Origin of the sequence: Rathayibacter sp. VKM Ac-2762 (assembly GCF_009866585.1) — a bacterium.
Taxonomy (GTDB): domain Bacteria; phylum Actinomycetota; class Actinomycetes; order Actinomycetales; family Microbacteriaceae; genus Rathayibacter.
Genome location: NZ_CP047419.1, coordinates 1,864,916 through 1,887,148, shown reverse-complemented (window position 1 = coordinate 1,887,148; position 22,233 = coordinate 1,864,916). Strand labels below are relative to the sequence as shown.

Sequence of the window (22,233 nt, the reverse complement as noted above, 5' to 3'; positions counted from 1 at the left end):
GCTGTTCTCCCGGGGACGCCTCGTTCGAGCTCCGCAGCTCGTCTGCTGCTGCTTCGCTGGAGGCATGGCTGATGCGGAGACCGTGCGAGGAGAGGTCCTCGCCCTCGGCGACCGGGCGGCGGCGCTCGCGAGGAGCGCCTCCCCGGTGCTCCTGTCCGCGGCGGAGGCGCTGCACGCGGGACACTGCGCGGCGCTGACCTGTCCCGACGCGTTCGCCCGAGGCTCCTCGGCGGACAGCAAGGATGCGACGGACCTCGTCGAACGGTCGATCCGAGCGGAGTTCGCCGTCGCCCTCGGGGTCTCCGAGCGCACCGCCGCCAGGGAGCTGCTGCACGCCTCGCTCCTGATGGAGGAGCTGCCGCGGACCCGCTCCGCGCTCGCCGACGCCAGGATGCGCTGGGAGGCCGGCCAGCTCATCTGCTCCGTCGCGGCGACCCTCCCGGCAGCGGCGCGCGCGGCCTACGACGACCGGGCCGTCGACCTCGCGGAGACGCTGACCCCGGGGCAGCTGCGCCACGCCCTCGCGCGGGTGCGGGAGGAGCTGCACGACGAGCCCCTCGCCGAGCGGCACGCTCGCGCCCGCGAGGACCGCCGGGTGTGGATGACAGCCGGGATCGACGGCATGGCGACGGTCTGCGCGCACGTCCCCGCGCCCGAGGCCGTCGGAGCGCTCGCCCGGCTCGACCGCATCGCGAGGGATCTGCGGGACGGCGCCGAAGGGGACCGCGATCTGCGGACGCTGGCGCAGCTCCGCGCCGATGCGTGGGCCGACCTGCTCAGCCACGGGGACGTGGCGGGGACCACTCCGGAGGGAGCCGCGGCGCCCTCGACCGGGCTGCGGGCCGAGGTGAGAGTCACCGTGGCGGCGAGCACCGCCGCGGGTGACGACGAGGCGGCCGCCGAGCTCGACGGCTACGGGCCGATCCCTGCCGAGACGGTGCGAGCGCTCATCGACGACGACGCCGCCTTCACTCCCGTGCTGACCGACGAGGAGACCGGCGCGGTCGTCTCCGTCGGGCGCCGCCACCGGCTCCCACCGCCGAGGATGAGGCTGCTGGTCCGCCTCCGCGACCAGACCTGCCGCTTCCCGGGCTGCACCCGGCCGGCGTCCTCGACGGAGACCGACCACAGCGTCGAATGGCGGAACGGGGGAGAGACGACTCCCGACAACCTCGCCTCCCTGTGCGTCGCCCACCACCACGTGCGCCACGGCGACCGCTGGACGTATCTGCTCCATCCGGACGGCACAGCGGACTGGACCACACCGACCGGCCGTCGCGTGACGACCCGGCCGCCGGCACTGCCCGGGCGTCCGCCGGTGGGTTCAGGACGACGGCCGGGTGCTCCCCGGCTCGAGAGCGACCCGGCGGGGTAGCCGACGGCTTCAGCGACTCCCGACGCGCGTCATGCCAGCGCGTCGGTGATCGGGCGGAACTTCATGCGGGTCTCGGCGAGCTCGGACTCCGGAACGCTGTCGGCCACGATGCCGGCGCCCGCCCAGGCCGTGACCGCGCCCTCGGCCGTGACCTCGGCGCTGCGGAGTCCGACAGCCCACTCGCCGTCGCCGTTGCCGTCGATCCAGCCGACGGGTCCTGCGTACCGACCGCGGTCGAAGGGCTCCAGGTGCTCGATGAGCGCAAGGGCATCGGCGGTCGGAGTGCCGGCCACTGCGGCGGTCGGGTGAAGAGCATCGACGAGATCGAGCGCGCTGGAGGAGTCGTCCAGAATTCCTCGGACGTCCGTCGCGAGGTGCCAGAGGTTCGGCAGGCGGAGCGTGAACGGGGCGGCGCCGGCCGTCAGCTCCCGCGTGTGGGGCTCGAGCTCCCGGACCAGGCTGGCGAGAGCGAAAGCGTGCTCCGAGCGGTCCTTCGGACTCTCGAGCAGAGCGGCCTCCACGTCCGCGTCGGCGAGGGGATCCTCGCCTCGTGCAGCCGTGCCGGCCAACACCCTCGCCGAGATCTCGCCCCGATCGACCGCGACCAGCGTCTCCGGACTGGCGCCGAGGAATCCGTCCACGGCGAAGCCCCAGCAGTCCGGGTAACGCTCGGTGAGCGCACCCAGCATCCGACGCAGGTCCGCCCCCGGCGGGAGCCGCCCCTGCAGATCGCGCGCGATCACGACCTTGGACAGCTCGCCCGCCCGGATCGTCTCCACCGCGGCAGCTACCGCTGCGCGGTACCCGTCCGGCGACAGCGCACCCGGCGAGAGCGGCACGTGGTACTCCGCCCCCAGCGGCTCCTCGCCCGGCGTACCCGGTCCCTCCGCCTCGCCGATCGTGATCCGCGTCAGCCATGACCGGCCGTCGCGCGTCCCGATCACGGTGCGCGGCACGATCAGCACGCTCGTCGCCTCGGATCGGCTCGAGAAAGCGAAGGTCCCGAACGCGACCAGCCCCGTCCCGGGCAGTCCGACCCGGTCCTCCACCGTCGCCGCGTCGCAGAGCCGACGCCAGGTTGCCGCCGCCTCCCGCAGCCGTTCCGGGCCCGAGAACTCGAGGCGCAGGGCCTCGCCGCGTCCGCTGAGCCCGGCGCCGTCGCGCTGCCAGAGGAGGGGCCGCCTCGGGTCGGAGTGGGAGAGGAGCGACTGCGGAGAGTCCAGTGGAGTCGTCTCCGCACGCAGCAGGGGGGTTCCAGCGCCGATGAGCGTCACCTCAGCAGGGTACGCCCGCGCCAGAAGGTGGGACGTCCCATGCCGCGGGGCTCGGGGCGCAGGGCTCCGTTGCTACCGTGATCCGGTCCGGGGCCGCCGCGCGAGGCGGAGCGGGGCGGTCCCGGCGCTTCCCCGTGGGGGAGCGCGCCGACCGGGCGCGGGACGGCGGATGCACAGCCGCCGTCCCGCGTCTCGCCGTAGACTTGCGGATCGTGACGAAGGCAGACCTCACCAAACGGCCCGACGAGGTCGCCTCGATGTTCGACACCGTGGCTCCCGCCTACGACCTGGTGAACGGACTCCTCTCGGTGGGGAACGACCGGCTCTGGCGGATCGCGACGACTCGCGCCATCAACCCTGCTCCCGGTGAGCGCATCCTCGACATCGCGGCCGGCACCGGAACGTCGAGCGCGTCGCTGGCGCGGTCGGGCGCCCAGGTCGTCGCAGCCGACTTCTCCCCGGGGATGATCGCCGTCGGCCGTCGCCGTCAGGCGGGCAACGACCGGATCGAGTTCGTCCAGGCCGACGCGATGGACCTCCCGTTCGAGGACGAGTCGTTCGACGCCGTGACCATCTCGTTCGGTCTGCGCAACGTGGCCGAGCCGAGGACGGCGCTCGCCGAGTTCCTGCGTGTGCTGAAGCCCGGCGGCCGGGTCGTGATCTGCGAGTTCTCGACTCCGCCGATCGCTCCGCTGGCCGCCGCGTACGACTTCTACCTGTCGACGGTCATGCCCGCCGTCGTGCGCCTCGCGTCGTCGAACAATCCTGCGTACGACTATCTCGGCGATTCCATCCGGGCCTGGCCGGAGCAGAGCGTCGTCGCCGCCTGGCTCCGCGCGGCGGGCTTCGAGCGCGTGGCCTACCGCGATCTGACCGCGGGCATCGTGGCGCTGCACCGCGGCGTCAAGCCGATCGCGGCGACCCGATGACGACCGGGGTCCGCACAGGCCGAGACGTTAGGGTTTCCCTGTGAACGCCACTGCGCCCGTCGCCCGTCGCAGCCCGTCTCTGACGGCGCAGCTCGGCCTCTCCGAGCGCATCTTCTCCTCCTCGTCGGACCGGGCTCTCGCCCGCACGATCGACGCGGGTCTGGAGCAGGTCGAGGAGGGTCTCGTCCGGCAGCTGTCCTTCGCGGACGCCGTGGCCGACGTCTCCACCCGGTACCTCCTCGAGGCGGGCGGCAAGCGCGTGCGCCCGATGCTCACCCTCCTGGCCGCGTCGCTGGGCCGCGGCAACACGCCGCAGGTCCTGCTCGGTGCGCAGGCGATCGAGATCACGCATCTCGCATCGCTCTACCACGACGACGTCATGGACGAGGCGGAGAAGCGCCGCGGCGTCCCGTCGGCGCAGACCGTGTGGGGCAACAACGTGGCCATTCTGACGGGCGATCTGCTCTTCGCCCGCGCGAACCAGCTGATGGTCGAGCTCGGCGACAAGGCGATCCGGCTCCAGGCCGACACGTTCGAGCGGCTCGTCCTCGGGCAGCTGCACGAGACGGTCGGCCCGACCGACGGCGAGGACCCGGTCGAGCACTACCTGTCCGTCCTGGCCGACAAGACCGGGTCTCTGATCGCCGCGGCGGGCCGCACGGGAGTCGCGTTCTCGGAGGCTCCGGAGGAGTACGAGGAGGCCATGCGCGTCTTCGGCGAGAAGATCGGCGTCGCCTTCCAGATCGTCGACGACGTCATCGACCTCTCTCCCCAGCCGGAGGAGACCGGCAAGAACCCCGGCACGGACATCCGCGCCGGCGTGTCGACGCTGCCGATCCTGCGCCTGCGCGAGCGCGCCTCCTCGGACAGGGACGCCGCGGCTCTCCTCGCCCGCATCGAGAGCTATGTGAGCCGCTCGAACGACGCCATCGCGCACACGGAGGAGCAGAGCGCCGACATCTCGGACGCCATCGCTCAGCTGCGCGATCACGACGTCACCGCGCAGACCCTCGCCGAGGCCCACCGGTGGGCCGACGAGGCCGTCGCCGCCCTCGCTCCGCTGCCCGACGGCTCCGTCCGCAAGGCGCTGACGCGCTTCGCCGACACCGTCGTCGAGCGCAACGGCTGACCCCGATCGTCGCGGCGCGCCCTGCGCCGCAGGAATGAGACCGGTTGTGCGCTGCGGCGCCCCGGCAGGAGGAACGCAATGACCAAGCTCAGGCTGGCCATCGTCGGCGCGGGTCCCGCGGGCATCTACGCCGCCGACCTCATGATCAAGGCCGAGAAGAAGTACGACGTCTCGATCGATCTGTTCGAGCACCTGCCCGCGCCCTACGGCCTGGTCCGCTACGGCGTGGCGCCCGATCACCCGCGCATCAAGGGGATCATCACCGCGCTGCGGGAGGTGCTCGACCGGGGCGACATCCGCATCTTCGGCAACGTGCACTTCGGGACCGACATCACGCTCGAGGATCTCAAGCGGCACTACCACGCCGTGATCTTCGCGACCGGCGCCGTCCGGGACGCTCCGCTCGACGTCCCGGGTGTCGAGCTCGAGGGCTCCTACGGTGCGGCCGACTTCGTCAGCTGGTTCGACGGCCACCCCGACGTGTCGCGCACCTGGCCGCTGGAGGCGTCCTCCGTCGCCGTCATCGGCAACGGCAACGTGGCGCTCGACGTCTCGCGGATGCTGGCGAAGCACGCCGAGGACCTCCTGCCCACCGAGGTCCCGCCGAACGTCTACGAGGGGCTGAAGGCTTCTCCCGTCACCGACGTGCACGTCTTCGGGCGCCGCGGTCCCGCTCAGGTGAAGTTCACGCCGCTGGAGCTGCGCGAGCTGGGCGAGCTGCGCGACGTCGACATGATCGTCGCCGACGAGGACTTCGATCTCGATCCCGCTTCGGAGGCCGCCATCGCGACCAACAAGCAGGTCATGGTCATCAACCGGGTGCTCAACCAGTGGCGCACCCGCGAGGTCGGGAGCGCCTCGCGTCGTCTCCACCTGCACTTCTGGGCGAAGCCGCTCGAGTTCGTGGACGACGGATCGGGTCGGGTCGGCGCGATCCGGTACGAGCGCACCGAGCCGGACGGCGAGGGCGGAGTGCGCGGCACGGGTGAGATCCGCGAGGTCCCCGTGCAGGCCGTGTACCGCGCGGTCGGCTACTTCGGCTCGCCGCTCGACGGCCTCCCGTTCGACGAGATGCGCGGCGTGATCCCGAACCGCGAGGGCCAGGTCCTGGACGACGAGGACCAGCAGGTCCACGGCGTCTACGCGACCGGCTGGATCAAGCGCGGACCGGTGGGCCTCATCGGGCACACCAAGTCCGACGCCATGGAGACCGTCGCGCACGTGCTCAACGACCAGGCGTCCTGGTGGACGCCCGAGCACCCCGAGGAGGCGGCCGTGGTCGCCCTGCTCGAGGAGCGGGAGATCGCCTACACGGATCTCGACGGCTGGCACCGGCTGGACGAGCACGAGATGGCGCTCGGCGAGCCCGAGGGCCGTGCGCGCGTGAAGGTCGTTCCTCGCGAGGACATGATCGCGATCTCGCGGGCGGAGCCGGTCGCGCTCTGACGCGTGCTCTCCGAACGGCCCTCCGGTGCACTCCGGGGGGCCGTTCGTCGTTCCGGCGCGGACACCGCGCACCTCCTCTAGGATTCGGGCACCGCTCTGGACGGAGACAGCATGACCACGGCCTCGCCCCACGACGTCATCCGGGTGCGCGGTGCGCGCCAGAACAACCTCCGGGGGATCGACGTCGACATCCCGAAGCGGAGGATCACCGTGTTCACCGGGGTCTCGGGCTCCGGCAAGTCGTCGCTCGTCTTCGGCACCATCGCGGCCGAGTCCCAGCGCCTCATCAACGAGACCTACTCCGCCTTCGTGCAGCAGTTCATGGGGTCGCCGGCCCGCCCGGACGTGGAGTCGCTCGACGGACTGTCGGCCACGATCGTCGTCGACCAGGAGCGGATGGGGTCGAACGGCCGGTCCACGGTCGGCACGGCGACCGACGCGTACACGATGCTGCGGATCCTCTTCAGCCGGATCGGCGATCCGCACGCGGGCACGAGCGGTGCGTTCTCCTTCAACCTGCCGGAGGGGATGTGCCCGCGGTGCGAGGGGACGGGCCGGGTGTCGAGCATCGACCTCGACGCGCTGATCGACCGCTCGAAGTCGCTCGAGGGCGGCGCTCTCGACGCGATCCCCAACTTCGTCGTCGGCGGCTGGTACTGGAAGGGCCTCGCCGAGTCGGGCCTCTATCCGGCCGATGTGCCGATCGCCGACTTCACGCCCGAGCAGATGGACGCGTTCCTCCACCGTCCGGCCACGAAGATGGCCATCGCCGGGATGACGATGACCTACGAGGGCCTCCTGGTGAAGGTCACCCGCCTCTACCTGGCCAAGGAGGCGGCGCAGCCGCACATCCGCGCTTTCGCCGAGCGGGTGGCCACCTTCGCCGCCTGTCCCGAGTGCGGAGGCGGCCGGCTCACCCGGGCGGCGCTGGAGTCGCGCATCGGGGGCCGGAACATCGCCGAGTGCGCCGCGCTGCAGGCGACCGACCTCGCCGCGTGGCTCCGCGGACTGCAGGCGCCGTCCGTCGCTCCGATCGTCGAGACCCTCCTCGGGACGCTCGACGCCCTCGTCCAGGTCGGCCTCGGCTACCTGTCGCTCGATCGGGAGTCGGGCACCCTCTCGGGCGGTGAGGCGCAGCGGGTCAAGATGGTGCGGCATCTGGGGTCGAGCCTCACGGACGTCACCTACGTCTTCGACGAGCCGACGGCGGGTCTGCATCCGCACGACGTCTCGCGGATGATCGAGCTGCTGCGCCGCCTGCGGGACAAGGGCAACACCGTCCTGGTGGTCGAGCACAAGCCGGAGATCATCGAGATCGCCGATCACGTGGTCGACCTCGGTCCGAGGGCCGGCGCGCACGGCGGCGAGCTGCGGTTCGAGGGGACGGTGGCGCAGCTGCGCACGTCGGACACCCTGACGGGCCGTCATCTCGGTCACCGCGTCCCGCTGAAGGAGGCCGTGCGCCGTCCGACCGGGGCGGTGGAGATCCGCGGGGCCTCCACGCACAACCTCCGCGGCGTCGACGTGGACGTCCCACTGGGCGTGCTGACCGTCGTCACCGGAGTCGCCGGGTCGGGGAAGTCTTCGCTCCTGCACGGCTCGCTCGCGGGTCGGCCCGGCGTGGTGGTGGCCGACCAGTCGCCGATCCGCGGGTCGCGGCGCAGCAATCCGGCGACCTACACCGGGGTCCTCGACGCGATCCGGGCGGCCTTCGCGAAGGCGAACGGTGTGCGACCGGCGCTCTTCAGCGCGAACTCGGCAGGCGCCTGCCCCGTCTGCAAGGGGGCCGGGATGATCTTCACCGAGCTGGGCCCCGCCGCGACGGTCTCGTCGGTCTGCGAGGAGTGCGACGGCAAGCGGTTCACCGCTGAGGTGCTCGAGTACCGCCTCCGCGGGAGGAACATCCACGAGGTGCTCTCGATGCCGATCGTCGACGCCGCGGAGTTCTTCGCGACCGGACCGGCGCACACGGTGCTCGCTCGTCTCGTCGACGTCGGTCTCGGCTACCTCACGCTCGGACAGCCGTTGAACACGCTGTCCGGGGGCGAGCGCCAGCGCCTCAAGCTCGCGATCAACATGGCCTCGACCGGATCCGTCTACCTGCTCGACGAGCCGACCACGGGCCTGCACCTCGCGGACGTCGACACGCTGCTCGGACTGCTCGACCGGCTGGTCGACTCCGGGAACTCGGTCGTGGTGATCGAGCACCACCGCGCCCTGATGGCGCACGCGGACTGGATCATCGACGTGGGGCCCGGAGCCGGGCACGACGGAGGGACGATCGTCTTCGAGGGGACTCCGGTCGGGCTCGCGGCGGCGGACACGCTGACCGGACGCGCCCTCGCCGAGTACGCGCGCTGAGGCGCACGGAGCCGCGACGTCCGCGGGTCAGCGCGAGAACGGGCCGGACAGGGCCGCCCACTGCAGGAGCATGATCGTCTTCGCGTCGACGATCTGCACGCCGATCTGGGTCAGCGCCTCGTCGAACGAGAGCTCGAGGACCTCGATGTCCTCGCCCTCGTCGGCGAGTCCCGCGAACGCTCCGCTGCGGGTCCCCGCGCGGTAGCGCCCGGCGTAGAAGTGCAGCTTCTCGGTGACCGAGCCGGGGCTCATGAACGCGTCGAACACGTGCTCGAGCCGGCCGACCTCGAGTCCGGTCTCCTCGGACGCCTCGCGGCGGGCGCCCTCCTCGGGCCCGTCCTCGTCCAGGAGACCGGCGGGCACTTCGAGGAGCATCCCGTCGAGGTCGCCGTTCACGTACGCGGGGTAGCGGAACTGCCGGATCAGGACGACGGTGCGCGCGTCGGCGTCGTAGAGCAGGACCGCGGCGCCGTTCCCCCGGTCGTACGTCTCGCGCTGCTCACTGGTCCAGCTGCCGTCGCGGTGCCGGTAGTCGAAGCGGGTGGTGCGGAGGACGTACCAGTCGCTCGAGAGGAGGGTGACCTCCTTCACGACCACGTCGGGGTTCCCGACGAGGTCGAGGCCCTCCCGGTCGAGTCCGGTGCGGCCCCGCCGGTCGGGCTCGTCGATGCCGGCGGTCACGCGCGTGCTCCCGTGTGCGTCATTCCTCAGCGGAAGTTGACGAACTGGAGGTCGAGCTCGAGGTCGGCCCCGCGCAGGAGCGCCATGGTCGCCTGGAGGTCGTCGCGGCTCTTCGAGGAGACGCGGAGCTCGTCGCCCTGGATCTGCGACTTGACCGACTTCGGCGCCTCGTCGCGGATGAGCTTGTTGATCTTCTTCGCGTGCTCCTGGTCGATGCCCTCCTTGAGGGTGGCCTCGATCCGGTACTCCTTGCCGGACGCGAAGGGCTCGCCCGCGTCGAGGCTCTTGAGGCTGATGCCGCGCTTGATCAGCTTCGACTGGAAGACGTCGAGGATGGCGTTCGCCCGCTCCTCGGTGTTGGCCTTGATCAGGATCTTCTCGCCGCTCCAGGCGATCGAGGCGCCGACGTTCTTGAAGTCGTAGCGCTGCTCGACCTCCTTGTGGGCCTGGTTCAGGGCGTTGTCCGCCTCCATCTTGTCGATCTTGCTGACGACGTCGAACGTTGAATCTGCCATGGCTCCGAGTTTAGCTTTCAGGCGTGGCGGAGCCCGGCCCCAGGCGCGGCTGGTACCTCTGAGGGGTGCGCCGCCTCCCCGTTCTCGTCCTCGTCCCGCTCGCCGGCCTCCTCCTGGCCGGCTGCGGCCAGCGGCCGCCCGCGCTGACGGTCGAGGAGGGCCTGTCCACCGTGCCTCCCGCGGCGACCGCTCCCGTCGCGGCCGACCCCGTCGTGCTGGAGGATCCCGAGCAGGCCGCGGCGACGCCGGTGCGACTGCTCGCCGACGAGGCGTGGCTGGGCACGGCGTCCGAGGGGAGCGGCATCCCGCTGCGTGCGCTCACCGCCTACGCGGGCGCCGCCCTCCTCACGGCGTCGGTCGACCCCGACTGCCGGTTGGACTGGGCGACACTGGCCGGCATCGGCTACGTCGAGAGCAGGCACGGCACGATCGACGGCGGCGAGCTGGGCGAGGACGGGCGGCCGACGGATCCGATCTACGGTCCGCGCCTGGACGGAACGCGCTTCGACCGGGTCCCCGACAACGACGGCGGGGCTCTGGACGGCGACGCCGAGGTCGACCGGGCGATGGGTCCGCTGCAGATCATCCCGGCGACGTGGATGGCGTGGGCGTCGAGCGGATGGGATCCGCAGAACGTGGACCAGCAGGCGGTGACCGCCGCCCGGTACCTCTGCGACGCCGGCGGCGACCTCTCGACGGAGTCGGGATGGCGGGCGGCGATCGCGGCCTACAACCCGGCCGGGAGCTACGCGGGGAAGGTCGCGGAGGCGGCGTCCCGTTACGCGGCGGAGGCGGACTGAGGCCTCGCGGCACCGATTTCCGATCCGCCGGTCGCGTGGGTATCCTTGCTGAGCGCCTCCGGTTGTGAACACGCGGTCGGGTGCGCCACGGCGAGTTACCCTAGCGGCCAAAGGGATCTGACTGTAAATCAGACGGCGTAGCCTTCGGGGGTTCGAATCCCTCACTCGCCACCGAGCAGGAACACCCAGCAGACGCCCCGGCATCACGAGATGCGCGGGGCGTTCCGCATGTCGGGGGATCGCCCTTCCGGCGGAGCGCCTTTCCGGGGGAGTGCCTTTCCGGGGGAGCACCGGTCCGGCGGATCGCCGGACCCGGCGTCTTCGTCCCGTCGCACCCCGCGCGCCGTCGGCCCGGCCCGCGCCGTCTCCTCAGCCCCGCGCCTCCTGCTCCAGGAACCCCGCGAGGGAGAGCGGCGGCCGTCCGGTGAGCCGCTCGACGTCGGACGAGACGTGCTCCAGCTGTCCGGCGGCGATCGCGGAGTAGGTGCTGACCCAGGCGTCCAGCTGCCAGTCCGGTGCGTTCCAGCGGCGGCGTGACGCGTACGCCTCCTCGAGGGTCTCGTCGACGTAGACGGCGGGGCGGCCCGCCGCCGTCAGTGTCGCGGCGACCTCGTCGAGGGTGAGGGCCTCGGGCCCGGTCAGCTCGTAGGCGGCTCCGCGGTGCTCGGAGGGGGAGCGGAGGACAGCCGCGGCCGAGCGGGCCACGTCCTCGCGCGCGACGACGGCGGCTCGGCCCGATCCCGCGGGTCCGCGGATCGCGCCGTCCTCGCCGAGCATCGCGGGCAGGAAGTCGAGGTAGAGGTTGTCGCGGAGGAACGTCCAGCCCATGCCGGAGCGGCGGATCGCGTCCTCGGTGGCCGCGTGGTCTCGGGCGAGGGTGAAGACCGCGTCGGGTGCGGCTCCGGCGAAGGAGGTGTAGACGACGTGCTCGACACCCGCGGCGGCGGCTGCGTCGACGAATGCGAGGTGCTCGGCGCGGCGCTCCTCGTTCTCGGAGGCGGAGACCATCAGGAGGAGGCGCACGCCCTCGAGCGAGTCGCCCGCGTCGGCGAAGGAGGAGCGCACCACCTCGGCCCCGGGGAGCTCGGGCGCGCGGGACGGGTCGCGGACCAGCAGGCGGAGGGCGTGACCGGCGTCGGCGAGCTCGCGCGCGACGCGGCCGCCGACGCCTCCGGTGGCTCCGGTGAGGGCGATAGGGGTGCTCATCCCCCCATGATGGGCCCGATCCCTAGGCTGGGGCCATGAGCGACAACGCCCCCCTCCTCGCCATCGCCCGCTCGATCGCCGTCGAGGCGGCGCACCTCGCCCGCCAGCGGCGGCAGGACGGTGTCGAGATCGCCGCGTCGAAGTCGTCCCCGGAGGACGTGGTGACGGCCGCGGACCGGGAGGTCGAGGAGCTGATCCGCCGGCGCCTGGCCGAGGCGCGTCCGGACGACGGCTTCCTCGGCGAGGAGTCGGGGTCGGGGGGCGGCACGAGCGGGCTGACCTGGGTCGTCGATCCGATCGACGGGACCGTCAACTACCTCTACGGCATCCCCTCCTACGCGGTCAGCATCGCTGTGGTGGAGGGGGAGCCGGATCCCGCGACCTGGACCGCGCTCGCCGGCGCGGTCGTGAACGGAGCGACGGGCGAGGTGACCACGGCCAGCCGAGGCGGGGGAGCCGAGCGGGACGGAGTCGTGCTGCAGGTCTCGGCTCCCTCCTCCCTCTCGCTCGCGCTGGTGGGCACCGGCTTCGGCTACGACGCGGGCCGCCGGATGCGTCAGGGCGCCGTGGTGCAGGAGCTCCTGGGCTCGGTCCGCGACATCCGCCGCATCGGCTCGGCGGCGCTCGACCTGTGCTCGGTGGCCACCGGCCAGCTGAACGCGTACTACGAGCGGGGCCTGAACCCGTGGGACCTCGCTGCGGGCGCCCTCATCGCCGAGGAGGCGGGCGCGCGGGTCGCGGGACTCGACGGCGCGCCCTTCGGCTCCGGCCTGCTCATCGCGGCACCGGATCCTCTCTTCGCCGAGCTGGAGGATCTGCTGCGCCGCCTGCGTGCGGACGAGGTGTAACCGCTCTCCCGGGCCGAGCCGACGCGGATTCCGTGCGCCGTGAGGCGGATCGGCGCAGGATCCCGCCGAGGCTCGCCGCGCGTCGTGCCCCGATCGCGCCTGTGCGCGGCGGCCTCTGGCCGGATCCCGCCGGCCGTGGTTATCCTTTATGAATTCGTGATGTTCGCACAGGCTGCGCTCACGGAGCCGAGCGGTGCCTCTCCCTGGAGGCCCGCTCGTCCCCTGCCCCCGACGGAAGACATCGATTTCGTGAGCCCCGATTCGCCCGCCCCCGCTGCCCCTGCATCGACCCCCGGCGAATCGACTCCACCCCTCTCCCGTCGCGAGCTCCGCGAGCGCGAGCGCGCTCTGGCCCTCGCCTCCGACGTCTCGCTCGCGAGCGGCTCCGACGACCTCCTCGCGGCACCCACGGCGGAGCAGCTGCGCGAGGCGGAGCGCCGCGTCGCCTCGGTCCGCAGCGCCCCGGCGCCCGTCCCCGCTCCGCGCGCGACGCCGCTCCGGCCCGTGCGCCGGGCCCGGGTCGGCGGACTCGTCGCCCTCTCCTTCGTCGCGGCCATCGTGGCGGCGACCTCTCTGCCGGCCACATCGCTCCTGACCGCGGAGGACGTGCAGGCGCAGAGCCTCTCGACCCCCTTCGGCGCCGACGCCCGCCGCGGCGCGCAGTCGTTCGTCGCCGGCGAGGTCAGCGCCGAGACGGTCGCCCGCGACGGGTTCGGCGTCCAGGAGCGCAAGACGCAGACCAACGTCGCCGACATCGTCCGCACCTCCGACACCGGCTTCACCAACGACCCGAACGCGTCCATCCAGTGGCCCTTCGCCGTCGGCGTGCCGGTGGGCGACCGCTTCGGCTACCGCAACTGCGCGGGCTGCTCGGTGAACCACGGCGGCACCGACTTCAACCCGGGTGACGGCTCGCCCATCCAGGCGATCGCCGATGGCGTCGTGCGCACGGTCATCGACGGCGAGGGCTCGCTCGGCGTGCACGTGATCGTCGACCACGAGATCGACGGGCAGCTCGTCTCGAGCGTGTACGCGCACATGCAGCACGGCTCGGCGGCCGTGTCCGAGGGCGACCCGGTGAAGGTCGGTCAGCTCCTCGGCCTGGTGGGCACGACCGGCATGTCGACCGGCCCGCACCTGCACTTCGAGATCCGCCTCGACGGCGTGACGAAGGTCGACTCCTACCTCTGGCTCAAGGCCAACGCCGGGCGCTGATCCGGCGGCGGGACGCGGGAGCCGCCGGGCGGACCCCGCGGCCCGCTACTCCGCGCGCAGCCAGACCGTGGTGTCGGCGGGCAGCGCCGGCTCGTGCAGCTCCTCCGAGGACAGCACCACGGAGCCGACGGGCAGCTCGACCGGAGCCTCGCCGAGGTTCGCGATCACCGCGACGGCTCCGTTGCGGAACGCCACGACGTCCTCCGGGTAGCCCTCGAGCCATTCGACGGCACCGGAGCCCAGGTCCTCGGCGCGGCGCACCGCGAGCAGGGACCGGTACAGCTCGAGCGTCGAGCCCGCGACACCGCGCTGGCGGTCGCGCGCGAGCGGCGCCCAGTCGCCGGGCTGCGGCAGCCAGGAGTCGCCGGAGCCGCTGAAGCCGTACGCGGGCGCGTCCGCCTCCCACGGGATCGGCACCCGGCAGCCGTCACGGCCGTAGCGCTCACCGCCGGTGCGGAACCAGGTCGGGTCCTGACGCGCCGAGTCCGGCAGGTCGATCGCCTCGGGGAGCCCGAGCTCCTCGCCCTGGTAGACGTAGGCGGAGCCGGGGAGCGCGAGCATGAGGGCGGTCGCGGCACGAGCGCGGCGCAGCCCCAGGACGGGGTCGGGGAGTCCGGGCGTGCGCGGGCCGATGCCGTAGCCCTGCGGGTTGTCGGACGTCAGTGCGAGGCGGCTCGCGTGGCGCACGACGTCGTGGTTCGACAGCACCCAGGTCGACGGGGCGCCGACGGCGGCGAAGGCCTCGACGGACGAGTCGATGATGTCGCGGAGGGCGGGTGCGCTCCACGGGGTCTCGAGGTAGGCGAAGTTGAAGGCCTGGTGCATCTCGTCGGGGCGGACCCAGCGGGCGAGCTTGGAGAGCGGCTGCACCCACGCCTCGGCGCAGAGCACGCGGTCGTCCGGGTACTCGGCGAGCAGGGAGTGCCAGTCGCGGTAGATCTCGTGGACGCCGTCCTGCGCCCAGTAGGGGGCGGTGGCGGGCTCCTCGCCGTCGGCGGGAGCGACTCCGCCCATCGACCCGCTGTCGGCGGGCGGCGTGTAGTCGGGCAGCCCCTCGGCCTTGATCATCCCGTGCGCGACGTCGACGCGGAAGCCGTCGACGCCGCGGTCGAGCCAGAAGCGGAGGACCTCCCGGAAGCGCTCGCGCACCCACTCGTTCGTCCAGTCGAAGTCGGGCTGCGAGGTGTCGAAGAGGTGCAGGTACCACTGGCCGGCCGAGCCGTCGGGCTCCATGACGCGTGTCCACGCGGGGCCGCCGAAGACAGACTCCCAGTTGTTCGGGGGCAGCTCGCCCGACTCGCCCCGGCCGTCGCGGAACAGGTAGCGCGCCCGCTCGGCGCTGCCCGCGGGAGCGGCGAGCGCCTCCTGGAACCAGCGGTGGGCGCTGGAGGAGTGGTTGGGGACGAGGTCGACGATGATCCGGATGCCCAGGGCGTGAGCGCGGGCGAGCATCGCGTCGAAGTCGGCGAGGGTGCCGAAGAGCGGATCGACGTCGCAGTAGTCGGCGACGTCGTAGCCCGCGTCCTTCTGCGGCGAGGTCATGAAGGGCGAGAGCCAGATCGCGTCGACGCCGAGCTCGGCGAGGCTCTCGAGGCGCGAGGCGATGCCGGGCAGGTCGCCGATGCCGTCGCCGTCCGCGTCCGCGAAGGAGCGCGGGTAGATCTGGTAGATGACGGCGGTGCGCCACCACTCGGCTGCCCGGCGGTGCTCGGCCTCGGAGTCGGGGCCGGGGGAGTTCTCGGGCGCGCCGGAGAGAGCGGAGTCCAGGGTCATGGGGTCGAGTTTATCGGGCGGCTCAGGGGCGCCGGGGGCGCGCCCTCCGCCGTCCCGTACAGTCGACGGGTGATCGATGAGACGCCGGACGAGGCCCGAGCCCGACGCCGACGGGCGCTGCTGTGGGTGGTGCCGCTGCTGGTGCTGCTGGTCGGCGGCCTGGTCGCCGTCACCCTCGCGATCGGAGGATTCGCGCTGCGCAGCATGACCGGCGCCTCCGCCGTGCAGCTCGTCCTCGTCGCCTAGGCGGTCGCGGCCGGGCCGTCCTCGTCCTCGGGCGGGGGCGCGGAGGAGGTGCGCGCCCGCTCCTCGGACGCGTGCGCGGTCTCGGGCCCGGTCGCGCGGGCCTGCTCGTCGGCGCGGGTGACCGCCTCCGCGAGCTCGTCGGCGACGAGGTACCCGGGAGAGACGGCCTCGGCCCGGTAGGCCGCCCGGCCGACCATGTGCGCCGAGACGGGCACGGTCAGCAGCTGGAAGCCGATCACCAGCACGATGGTCCCCGCGGCGGCGAAGCCGGGGTTCCGGATGGCGACCGCGAGCATCACGCAGATCAGTCCGAGCACCTGCGGCTTCGTGCCCGCGTGCATCCGGGAGAGCAGGTCGTCGAACCGCATCAGGCCGATCGCGGCCAGCAGCGAGAGCAGGGCGCCGACCAGCAGCAGCACAGCGGTGAGCACGTCGAAGAACAGGTCCATGTCAGTCCTCCTCGCGGTTGGCCATGAACTTGGCGACGCTGATCGATCCGAAGACGGCGAACAGCGCGAGCCCGAGCGCGACGGGCAGGGTCCGCGCGTGGTGGTTGACCGCCATCTCGGCGCCGATCCCGCAGATGATCGTCGCGACGAGCACGTCGGCCGCGACGACCCGGTCGAGCACGGACGGACCGCGGAGGATCCGCACGAGCGCGAGCAGGCAGGCGGCGCCGAAGACCGGCACCAGGATCCAGATCAGCCAGTCGATCACCGGACCACCCCCGATCCGGCCTCGATCGGCCGGTTCACCCGCTGCACGTCCTCGCGGGAGCCGATGGCCCGGACGATGCGCGCTTCCGTCCGGAGGACCGTCCGGCGCACCTCGTCGATCCGCTCGCCCTCGTCGTGGGTCACGCCGAGCACGTGCAGGTAGAGGACGTTCAGCTGCGGGTCCACGTCGATCACCAGGGAGCCGGGGACGAGCGAGACGGCCTCCGTCGTCCAGACGAGCATCCCCTCGGAGCGGCTGCGCAGGTGCACGGCGACGATGGCGTTGTGCACCGGAACCGGCAGGGTCAGGATCTGCCAGGACACCCGCACCGAGGCCACCGCGATGTCGGCCAGCAGGCGCAGGAGGAAGAGGAGCACGAACCACGGGTTGATGCGGTTCGAGAACTCGACCGGCGGCAGGTAGAACACCCGGGTGATCAGCAGGGCGACCAGGAAGCCGGTGACGATCGACAGCACCGAGACGTCGTCCCAGAGCAGCACCCAGATGCCGACGAGGGTCACGAACATCGCGACGCGGTTCCAGATGTCGACGCGGCGGCGGGGGCTCATCGCGGCCCCTCCTCTCCGAAGGACGAGTCGCGGTAGACGGTCGCGATGTAGGTCGCGGGGTCGGCGACCGCGCTCGCCGCTCGCTCGCTCGCGTCGTAGAGGGGACCGGCGCCGACGGTCAGCACGACGCCGACCACGACCATCCCCGCGGTGGCGAGCACCATCATCGGCGGCGAGTGGCGGGTGCGGATGCTGCCCGTGTCGTGGGGGTCCTCCTGCAGCTGGTCGATCAGGGGCGACTCGTAGCCGGGCACCTCCTCCTGGCGGCGCCAGAAGACCATGTTCCAGACGCGCGCGACGGCGTAGAGGGTCAGGAGCGAGGTCACGGCCCCGGCGGCGATGACGGCCCAGATCAGCCACGACGGCTGGTCGACGGCCGACTCCGTGCCGGCGACGAAGAGCCCCACCTTGCCGAGGAAGCCGGTGAACGGCGGGATCCCGCCGAGGTTCATCGCGGGGATGAAGTAGAGCAGCGCCAGCAGCGGCGAGGCTTTGAGCAGCCCGCCGAGGCGCAGGATCGAGGTGGTGCCGCCGACGCGCTCGATCAGGCCGGTCGCGAGGAAGAGCGTCGTCTGCACGGTGATGTGGTGGATGACGTAGAAGATCGTCGCCGCGTAGCCGGCCGGGGTGCCCACGGCGATCCCGAAGACCATGTAGCCGATGTGCGAGACCAGCGTGAAGGACAGCATCCGCTTGATGTCGGCCTGCGCGACGGCGCCGAGGATGCCGACGATCAGCGTCAGCAGCGCCACCACCAGCAGCACCTCGCTCAGCCTCCCGCCGGGGAAGAGCAGGGTCTCGGTGCGGATCAGCGCGTACACGCCGACCTTGGTGAGGAGTCCGGCGAAGACGGCGGTGACCGGCGCCGGAGCCGTGGGGTACGAGTCCGGGAGCCAGAACGACAGGGGGAAGACGGCCGCCTTGATCCCGAAGCCGAGCAGCAGCACCACGTGGAGCACCAGCTGCACGTCGGCGGGGAGCTCGGCGATGCGGATCGAGAGCTGCGCCATGTTGACCGTGCCGGTGGCGCCATAGAGCAGGCCGATGGCCGAGAGGAAGAACACGCTCGAGACCAGGCTGACGACCACGTAGGTCGTGCCGGCGCGGATCCGCGGCGCGGTGCCGCCCAGGGTGATCAGCACGTAGCTCGCGGCCAGCAGGATCTCGAAGCCGACGTAGAGGTTGAAGAGGTCGCCCGCGACGAAGGCGTTGAGGATGCCCGCCGAGAGGATCAGGTAGGTCGGGTGGAAGATCGTGACCGGCGTCTCGCGGTTGCCGTCGACGAGGCCCTGGCCGACCGAGAACAGCAGGACGCCCAGCAGGGTGATCGAGGTGATCACGAGCATCAGCGCGGCGAGCGGATCGACGACCAGCACGATGCCCCACGGCGGCTCCCAGCCGCCCACGTAGACGGCGCTGCCGCCTCCGTCGCCGGTGAGGACCAGCACGAGCATCACCGAGGAGATCACCAGAACGCTCGAGAGCGTCACGATGTTCACGGTGATCTGCGCGCGCCGGTGGCGTCCGAGGATCAGCGCGACGGCCGCTCCCAGGAGGGGGAGGGTGACGACGAGCGGGATCAGGGCGTTCATCGGTCCTCCTTCCTGTCGTCGGTCATGGCGCTCTCCCCGTGCTTGGCGGCGGTGCCCTCGTCGCTGGACTCGAGCAGGACGTCGAGCGCCCGGTCGTCGGCGGTGGTCTGGGCCGAGATGCCCGCCGCGTCCTCGCGGACGGAGGCGTCGGTCTCGTCGTCCTCCACCTGGTCGGCGTTGGCGAGGCGCCAGCGCCGGTAGATCATCGCGAGGAGGAAGGCGGACACCCCGAAGGTGATCACGATCGCGGTGAGGATCAGCGCCTGCGGCAGCGGGTCGGCCATCTCGGCGGCGATCTGCTCGTAGGAGCGCCCGTCGTCGGTGACGAACGGCGCGATGCCCGAGCGGCCGGCCATCAGCAGGATGAGGATGTTGGTCGCGTTCCCGACGAGCAGGAACCCGATCAGGATGCGGGTGAGGCTGCGCTCGAGCATCTGGTAGACGCCCGCCGCGTACATCACCGCCATCACGACGACGAGGACGAGGGTGATGCTCATGCGCCGTCCCCCCTGCCCGGTCCGCCGACGACCGTGGAGCCGGTGGGGAGCGAGGTCTCGAGCCCGTCGACCGTGCCCTGGCCGGGGCCGGGGGTGCTGTCCGTCGAGTGCGTGACGCCGTCGCCCGAGGGGGAGCCCTGCTCGGCCTCCTCGCCGTGGCGGTCGACCTCGCCGCCGAGGCTGCGGAGGATGTCGAGGGCGAGGCCGATCACGATCAGGTAAACCCCGATGTCGAAGAGGGTGGACGTGCCCAGGTGGAGCTCGCCCAGCACCGGCACCTCGAGGTCGAGCCAGCTCGACTCGAGGACCTCGAGGCCGAAGGCGAGGGAGGAGACGGCGGTGCCGACGGCGAAGAAGAGGCCGAGTCCGAGGACCTTGCCCGCGTCGATCGGCGCGGCCTCGCCGAGCTCGAAGCGGCCGCCGGCGAGGTAGCGCGCGACGAGGGCGAGACCGGCGAGCAGGCCGCCCGCGAAGCCTCCGCCCGGGGTGTTGTGACCGGTGAAGAGCAGGTAGACCGACACGATCATCGCGGGGTGGAAGAGCAGGCGCACCAGCACCTCGAGCACGATCGAGCGGTTCTCCGGCCGGAGCGTGCGCCCGGCGACGAGCCAGGAGCCGCGGTCGCCGTCGCGCTCGGCGTCGGCGGAGGAGGCGGTCAGGTCCATCGCGCGCTCGCGGCGGTCGTCGGCGCTCTGCGACTCGAGGCGGGGAGCGCCTCCGGCCCGGCTGGAGAGGAAGATCAGGCTCGCGACGCCGGTGGCGACCACGACGAGGACCGAGATCTCGCCCATCGTGTCCCAGGCGCGGATGTCGACGAGCAGGACGTTGACGATGTTGCGGCCCTTGCCCTCCTCGTAGGCGAGGCGGGGCAGCTCGGCCGAGATCGGCGTCGCGGTCCGGGCGCCGAGGGCGATGGTGGCGGCGAGGGCCATGACCGCTCCGACCGCGATGCCGATGACGGCGCGCAGGCGCTTGCGCATCGGCTGGTGCTTCGCGGCGATGCGGGTCGGGAGGCGGCGCAGCACCAGGACGAAGACCACGAGGGTCACCGTCTCGATCAGCGCCTGGGTGAGGGCGAGGTCCGGTGCACCCTGCAGGGCGAAGAGGGCCACCATCCCGTAGCCGGTGGCGCCGGCCAGCAGCACGGCGGCGACGCGGTTGCGGGCGATCGCGCACAGCACCGCCGCGAGGATCATCACGGCCGCGACCGCGAGCTGGCCCGGGCTGTCCCAGAAGACGAGATCGCCCGGCCAGGTGCGGTTGAGGGCGGCCGCACCGCCGACGCCGAGGACGAAGACCGCGAAGATCACCGTCAGGTAGCGGGGGAGCGAGCCGCGCTGGACGGACTCGGTGACCGTGCTGGCGACACGGTCGAGCCAGCGGACGGTGGCCCAGTAGCCCTCGGCGGAGTCGATCCGGTTGGGCAGCATCGACTGGGCGCGCGCGACGGCGACGCGCTTGGCGAAGAGGAGGAGTCCGACGGCGATCACGAGGGCGCTGAGTGCCAGCGCGGGCTCGAAGCCGTGCCAGAGCGCGAGGTGGTAGCCGCCGTGGTCGGAGGCCTCCGCGGCGGCGGCGAGCTCCGGGTCGGCGTCCGGAGCGGCGTAGGGGAGGGTGTCCGCGTAGACGGCGACGAGCGGGTCGAGCACGGAGGCGGCGATCCCGCCGATCACGCTGGCGGCGGCCAGCAGCACCGGGGCGGCGGTGAAGGTCCACGGCTCGGCGTGCAGGTGCGTGTCCTCGAGCCCCTTCTTGCGGGCGAAGGCGCCCCAGAAGAAGCGCGCGGAGTAGGCCACGGTGAGGATCGAGCCGAGGACGAGGCCGACCAGCGCGACCCAGGCCCAGAACGAGTCCTGCTCGATCGCCGAGATCAGGCTCGTGAACACGGCCTCCTTGGCGACGAAGCCCAGCAGCGGCGGGATGCCCGCCATCGACAGCACGCCGACGAGGGCGGCGCCCGCGAGCACCGGCGCCTGCCGTCCCAGGCCGCTGAGCTTGCGGAGGTCGCGCGTGCCGGCGCGGTGGTCGACGATGCCGACGGTGAGGAAGAGCAGCGCCTTGAAGAGGGCGTGGGCGACGAGCAGGGTCAGTCCGGCCAGCGCGGCGTCGCGCGAGCCGAAGCCGACGGCGACGGTCAGGAAGCCGAGCTGGCTGACGGTGCCGTAGGCCAGCACGAGCTTGAGGTCGTACTGCCGGAGCGAGCGCCAGCCGCCGACGAGCATGGTCCAGACTCCGACGCTCACCACCACGGGCAGCCAGACGGAGTCGTCGGCGAAGCCCGGCGCGAGGCGCGCGACGAGGTAGATGCCCGCCTTCACCATCGCAGCGGCGTGCAGGTAGGCGCTGACCGGCGTGGGAGCGGCCATCGCGGCCGGCAGCCAGAAGTGGAACGGCACCAGAGCGGACTTCGAGAACGCGCCGAGCAGCACCAGCACCAGCGCCGTCGACACGATCGGGCCGGAGGGGGCGGCGGCGACGATCCCGGAGAGGCTCGTGGTGCCGGCCTGCACGATCAGGACGATGATCCCGACCAGCATCGCCAGCCCGCCGAGAGTCGTGACCAGGAGCGCCTGGAGACCGGCACCCCGGCTCTCCTTGCGCCCGCTGTAGTGGCCGATGAGGAGGTAGGAGAGGACGCTCGTCGCCTCCCAGAAGACGAAGAGGATGATCACGTCGTCGGCCGTGACCAGCCCGTACATCACTCCGGCGAACGCGGACAGGAGCGCTGCGAACCGGCCCAGCGAGGGCTCGTCGCGGCTGAAGTACGTCGCGCAGTAGGCGAGGACCAGGGCGCCGACTCCGCTGACCACGAGGGCGAGGACGATCGAGAGCGCGTCCAGGCGGAAGGAGAGGGCGATGTCGAGCGCGGGGATCCACGGCACGGACTCGCGGATCTCGCCGCCGTCGAGGATCGTCGGCAGGGCGGCCGCGGTGGCGACGAAGCTCGCGGCCGGGATCAGCGCCAGCGCGTAGAACGTCTTCGGCCCGAACCGGTCCACCAGCCAAGGGGTCACCACGGCGATCGCGAACGAGATCACGAGGATGAGGAGCATCACATGT

At 72.2% G+C, this 22,233-nt stretch carries 20 protein-coding genes and 1 tRNA gene; 10 read left to right on the top strand and 11 right to left on the bottom strand.

Going from position 1 to position 22,233, the window contains the following annotated elements:
• The first annotated feature begins 64 nt into the window (after nucleotides 1-64).
• Nucleotides 65-1,375 carry an HNH endonuclease signature motif containing protein gene (locus GTU71_RS08935; RefSeq protein WP_159939704.1) on the top strand — a complete coding sequence of 437 codons (1,311 nt, stop codon included), beginning with the start codon at nucleotides 65-67 and terminating at the stop codon, nucleotides 1,373-1,375.
• A 29-nt stretch (nucleotides 1,376-1,404) separates the two neighbouring features.
• On the opposite strand, the gene GTU71_RS08930 is transcribed toward GTU71_RS08935, so the two are convergent.
• Nucleotides 1,405-2,640 carry an isochorismate synthase gene (locus GTU71_RS08930; RefSeq protein ID WP_244230684.1) on the bottom strand — a complete coding sequence of 412 codons (1,236 nt, stop codon included), beginning with the start codon at nucleotides 2,638-2,640 and terminating at the stop codon, nucleotides 1,405-1,407.
• Nucleotides 2,641-2,861: 221 nt separating this feature from the next.
• On the opposite strand from GTU71_RS08930, the gene ubiE reads away from it, so the two are divergent.
• The 4 genes from ubiE to GTU71_RS08910 all read left to right on the top strand — a co-directional run bounded on the left by ubiE (nucleotide 2,862) and on the right by GTU71_RS08910 (nucleotide 8,514).
• Complete coding sequence (ubiE, locus tag GTU71_RS08925; RefSeq protein ID WP_159939703.1) at nucleotides 2,862-3,578, top strand: bifunctional demethylmenaquinone methyltransferase/2-methoxy-6-polyprenyl-1,4-benzoquinol methylase UbiE; 717 nt, start codon at nucleotides 2,862-2,864, stop codon at nucleotides 3,576-3,578.
• Nucleotides 3,579-3,618: 40 nt separating this feature from the next.
• Nucleotides 3,619-4,707, top strand: coding sequence for a polyprenyl synthetase family protein (locus tag GTU71_RS08920; protein WP_104233415.1), 1,089 nt, complete (start codon nucleotides 3,619-3,621; stop codon nucleotides 4,705-4,707).
• Between the two features lie 78 nt (nucleotides 4,708-4,785).
• A complete protein-coding gene (locus GTU71_RS08915) occupies nucleotides 4,786-6,153 on the top strand; it encodes an FAD-dependent oxidoreductase (protein ID WP_104223603.1) in 1,368 nt (455 codons plus the stop codon).
• 111 nt (nucleotides 6,154-6,264) lie between these two features.
• Nucleotides 6,265-8,514 carry an excinuclease ABC subunit UvrA gene (locus GTU71_RS08910; RefSeq protein ID WP_159939702.1) on the top strand — a complete coding sequence of 750 codons (2,250 nt, stop codon included), beginning with the start codon at nucleotides 6,265-6,267 and terminating at the stop codon, nucleotides 8,512-8,514.
• A 27-nt stretch (nucleotides 8,515-8,541) separates the two neighbouring features.
• On the opposite strand, the gene GTU71_RS08905 is transcribed toward GTU71_RS08910, so the two are convergent.
• Nucleotides 8,542-9,195 (bottom strand): NUDIX domain-containing protein, encoded by a 654-nt coding sequence (locus GTU71_RS08905; protein WP_104282427.1) that lies wholly within the window; start codon nucleotides 9,193-9,195, stop codon nucleotides 8,542-8,544.
• A gap of 26 nt (nucleotides 9,196-9,221) precedes the next feature.
• On the bottom strand, nucleotides 9,222-9,710 hold the full coding sequence (locus GTU71_RS08900) for a YajQ family cyclic di-GMP-binding protein (protein ID WP_104223606.1): 489 nt from the start codon (nucleotides 9,708-9,710) through the stop codon (nucleotides 9,222-9,224).
• A gap of 65 nt (nucleotides 9,711-9,775) precedes the next feature.
• Here GTU71_RS08900 and GTU71_RS08895 point away from each other — a divergent pair, with 65 nt between their 5' ends.
• Nucleotides 9,776-10,510 carry a hypothetical protein gene (locus GTU71_RS08895; protein ID WP_159939701.1) on the top strand — a complete coding sequence of 245 codons (735 nt, stop codon included), beginning with the start codon at nucleotides 9,776-9,778 and terminating at the stop codon, nucleotides 10,508-10,510.
• 89 nt (nucleotides 10,511-10,599) lie between these two features.
• Nucleotides 10,600-10,681 (top strand) — tRNA-Tyr (locus tag GTU71_RS08890).
• Nucleotides 10,682-10,879: 198 nt separating this feature from the next.
• Here GTU71_RS08890 and GTU71_RS08885 read toward each other — a convergent pair.
• A complete protein-coding gene (locus GTU71_RS08885; RefSeq protein WP_159939700.1) occupies nucleotides 10,880-11,716 on the bottom strand; it encodes an SDR family oxidoreductase in 837 nt (278 codons plus the stop codon).
• Between the two features lie 35 nt (nucleotides 11,717-11,751).
• Here GTU71_RS08885 and GTU71_RS08880 point away from each other — a divergent pair, with 35 nt between their 5' ends.
• Entirely contained in the window at nucleotides 11,752-12,564 is an 813-nt protein-coding gene (locus GTU71_RS08880) for an inositol monophosphatase family protein (RefSeq protein WP_104247938.1), read from the top strand.
• Between the two features lie 249 nt (nucleotides 12,565-12,813).
• Entirely contained in the window at nucleotides 12,814-13,779 is a 966-nt protein-coding gene (locus GTU71_RS08875; protein ID WP_104266745.1) for a M23 family metallopeptidase, read from the top strand.
• A 45-nt stretch (nucleotides 13,780-13,824) separates the two neighbouring features.
• Here the strand turns inward: GTU71_RS08875 and GTU71_RS08870 are convergent, their stop codons facing one another.
• Nucleotides 13,825-15,552 (bottom strand): glycoside hydrolase family 13 protein, encoded by a 1,728-nt coding sequence (locus tag GTU71_RS08870; RefSeq protein ID WP_159939699.1) that lies wholly within the window; start codon nucleotides 15,550-15,552, stop codon nucleotides 13,825-13,827.
• Nucleotides 15,553-15,621: 69 nt separating this feature from the next.
• On the opposite strand from GTU71_RS08870, the gene GTU71_RS08865 reads away from it, so the two are divergent.
• On the top strand, nucleotides 15,622-15,798 hold the full coding sequence (locus tag GTU71_RS08865) for a hypothetical protein (protein ID WP_159939698.1): 177 nt from the start codon (nucleotides 15,622-15,624) through the stop codon (nucleotides 15,796-15,798).
• Here the strand turns inward: GTU71_RS08865 and mnhG are convergent.
• The 6 genes from mnhG to GTU71_RS08835 are packed head-to-tail and all read right to left on the bottom strand — an operon-like array spanning nucleotide 15,795 to nucleotide 22,226.
• Entirely contained in the window at nucleotides 15,795-16,247 is a 453-nt protein-coding gene (gene mnhG / locus GTU71_RS08860) for a monovalent cation/H(+) antiporter subunit G (RefSeq protein WP_244229587.1), read from the bottom strand. The two genes, GTU71_RS08865 and mnhG, sit on opposite strands and share 4 nt — an antisense overlap.
• A 1-nt stretch (nucleotide 16,248) precedes the next feature.
• Nucleotides 16,249-16,515 carry a monovalent cation/H+ antiporter complex subunit F gene (locus tag GTU71_RS08855; RefSeq protein ID WP_308470711.1) on the bottom strand — a complete coding sequence of 89 codons (267 nt, stop codon included), beginning with the start codon at nucleotides 16,513-16,515 and terminating at the stop codon, nucleotides 16,249-16,251.
• On the bottom strand, nucleotides 16,512-17,084 hold the full coding sequence (locus GTU71_RS08850) for a Na+/H+ antiporter subunit E (protein ID WP_104234245.1): 573 nt from the start codon (nucleotides 17,082-17,084) through the stop codon (nucleotides 16,512-16,514). Before GTU71_RS08850 ends, GTU71_RS08855 begins: the two co-directional genes overlap by 4 nt.
• Complete coding sequence (locus GTU71_RS08845; RefSeq protein WP_104223613.1) at nucleotides 17,081-18,676, bottom strand: Na+/H+ antiporter subunit D; 1,596 nt, start codon at nucleotides 18,674-18,676, stop codon at nucleotides 17,081-17,083. The genes GTU71_RS08850 and GTU71_RS08845 overlap by 4 nt, the downstream gene beginning before the upstream one ends.
• A complete protein-coding gene (locus GTU71_RS08840) occupies nucleotides 18,673-19,173 on the bottom strand; it encodes a Na(+)/H(+) antiporter subunit C (protein ID WP_104223614.1) in 501 nt (166 codons plus the stop codon). Before GTU71_RS08840 ends, GTU71_RS08845 begins: the two co-directional genes overlap by 4 nt.
• Nucleotides 19,170-22,226 carry a Na+/H+ antiporter subunit A gene (locus GTU71_RS08835; protein WP_159939697.1) on the bottom strand — a complete coding sequence of 1,019 codons (3,057 nt, stop codon included), beginning with the start codon at nucleotides 22,224-22,226 and terminating at the stop codon, nucleotides 19,170-19,172. Before GTU71_RS08835 ends, GTU71_RS08840 begins: the two co-directional genes overlap by 4 nt.
• Nucleotides 22,227-22,233 lie beyond the last annotated feature (7 nt).

What these genes read in the sequence shown, in the direction of transcription:
- GTU71_RS08880 (WP_104247938.1), top strand. Translation starts at nt 11,752, where the DNA reads ATGAGCGACAACGCCCCCCTCCTCGCCATCGCCCGCTCGATCGCCGTC.
- GTU71_RS08840 (WP_104223614.1), bottom strand. Translation starts at nt 19,173, where the DNA reads ATGAGCATCACCCTCGTCCTCGTCGTCGTGATGGCGGTGATGTACGCG.
- GTU71_RS08885 (WP_159939700.1), bottom strand. Translation starts at nt 11,716, where the DNA reads ATGAGCACCCCTATCGCCCTCACCGGAGCCACCGGAGGCGTCGGCGGC.
- GTU71_RS08935 (WP_159939704.1), top strand. Translation starts at nt 65, where the DNA reads ATGGCTGATGCGGAGACCGTGCGAGGAGAGGTCCTCGCCCTCGGCGAC.
- GTU71_RS08870 (WP_159939699.1), bottom strand. Translation starts at nt 15,552, where the DNA reads ATGACCCTGGACTCCGCTCTCTCCGGCGCGCCCGAGAACTCCCCCGGC.
- GTU71_RS08835 (WP_159939697.1), bottom strand. Translation starts at nt 22,226, where the DNA reads ATGCTCCTCATCCTCGTGATCTCGTTCGCGATCGCCGTGGTGACCCCT.
- mnhG (WP_244229587.1), bottom strand. Translation starts at nt 16,247, where the DNA reads ATGGACCTGTTCTTCGACGTGCTCACCGCTGTGCTGCTGCTGGTCGGC.
- GTU71_RS08900 (WP_104223606.1), bottom strand. Translation starts at nt 9,710, where the DNA reads ATGGCAGATTCAACGTTCGACGTCGTCAGCAAGATCGACAAGATGGAG.
- GTU71_RS08910 (WP_159939702.1), top strand. Translation starts at nt 6,265, where the DNA reads ATGACCACGGCCTCGCCCCACGACGTCATCCGGGTGCGCGGTGCGCGC.
- GTU71_RS08850 (WP_104234245.1), bottom strand. Translation starts at nt 17,084, where the DNA reads ATGAGCCCCCGCCGCCGCGTCGACATCTGGAACCGCGTCGCGATGTTC.
- GTU71_RS08845 (WP_104223613.1), bottom strand. Translation starts at nt 18,676, where the DNA reads ATGAACGCCCTGATCCCGCTCGTCGTCACCCTCCCCCTCCTGGGAGCG.
- GTU71_RS08915 (WP_104223603.1), top strand. Translation starts at nt 4,786, where the DNA reads ATGACCAAGCTCAGGCTGGCCATCGTCGGCGCGGGTCCCGCGGGCATC.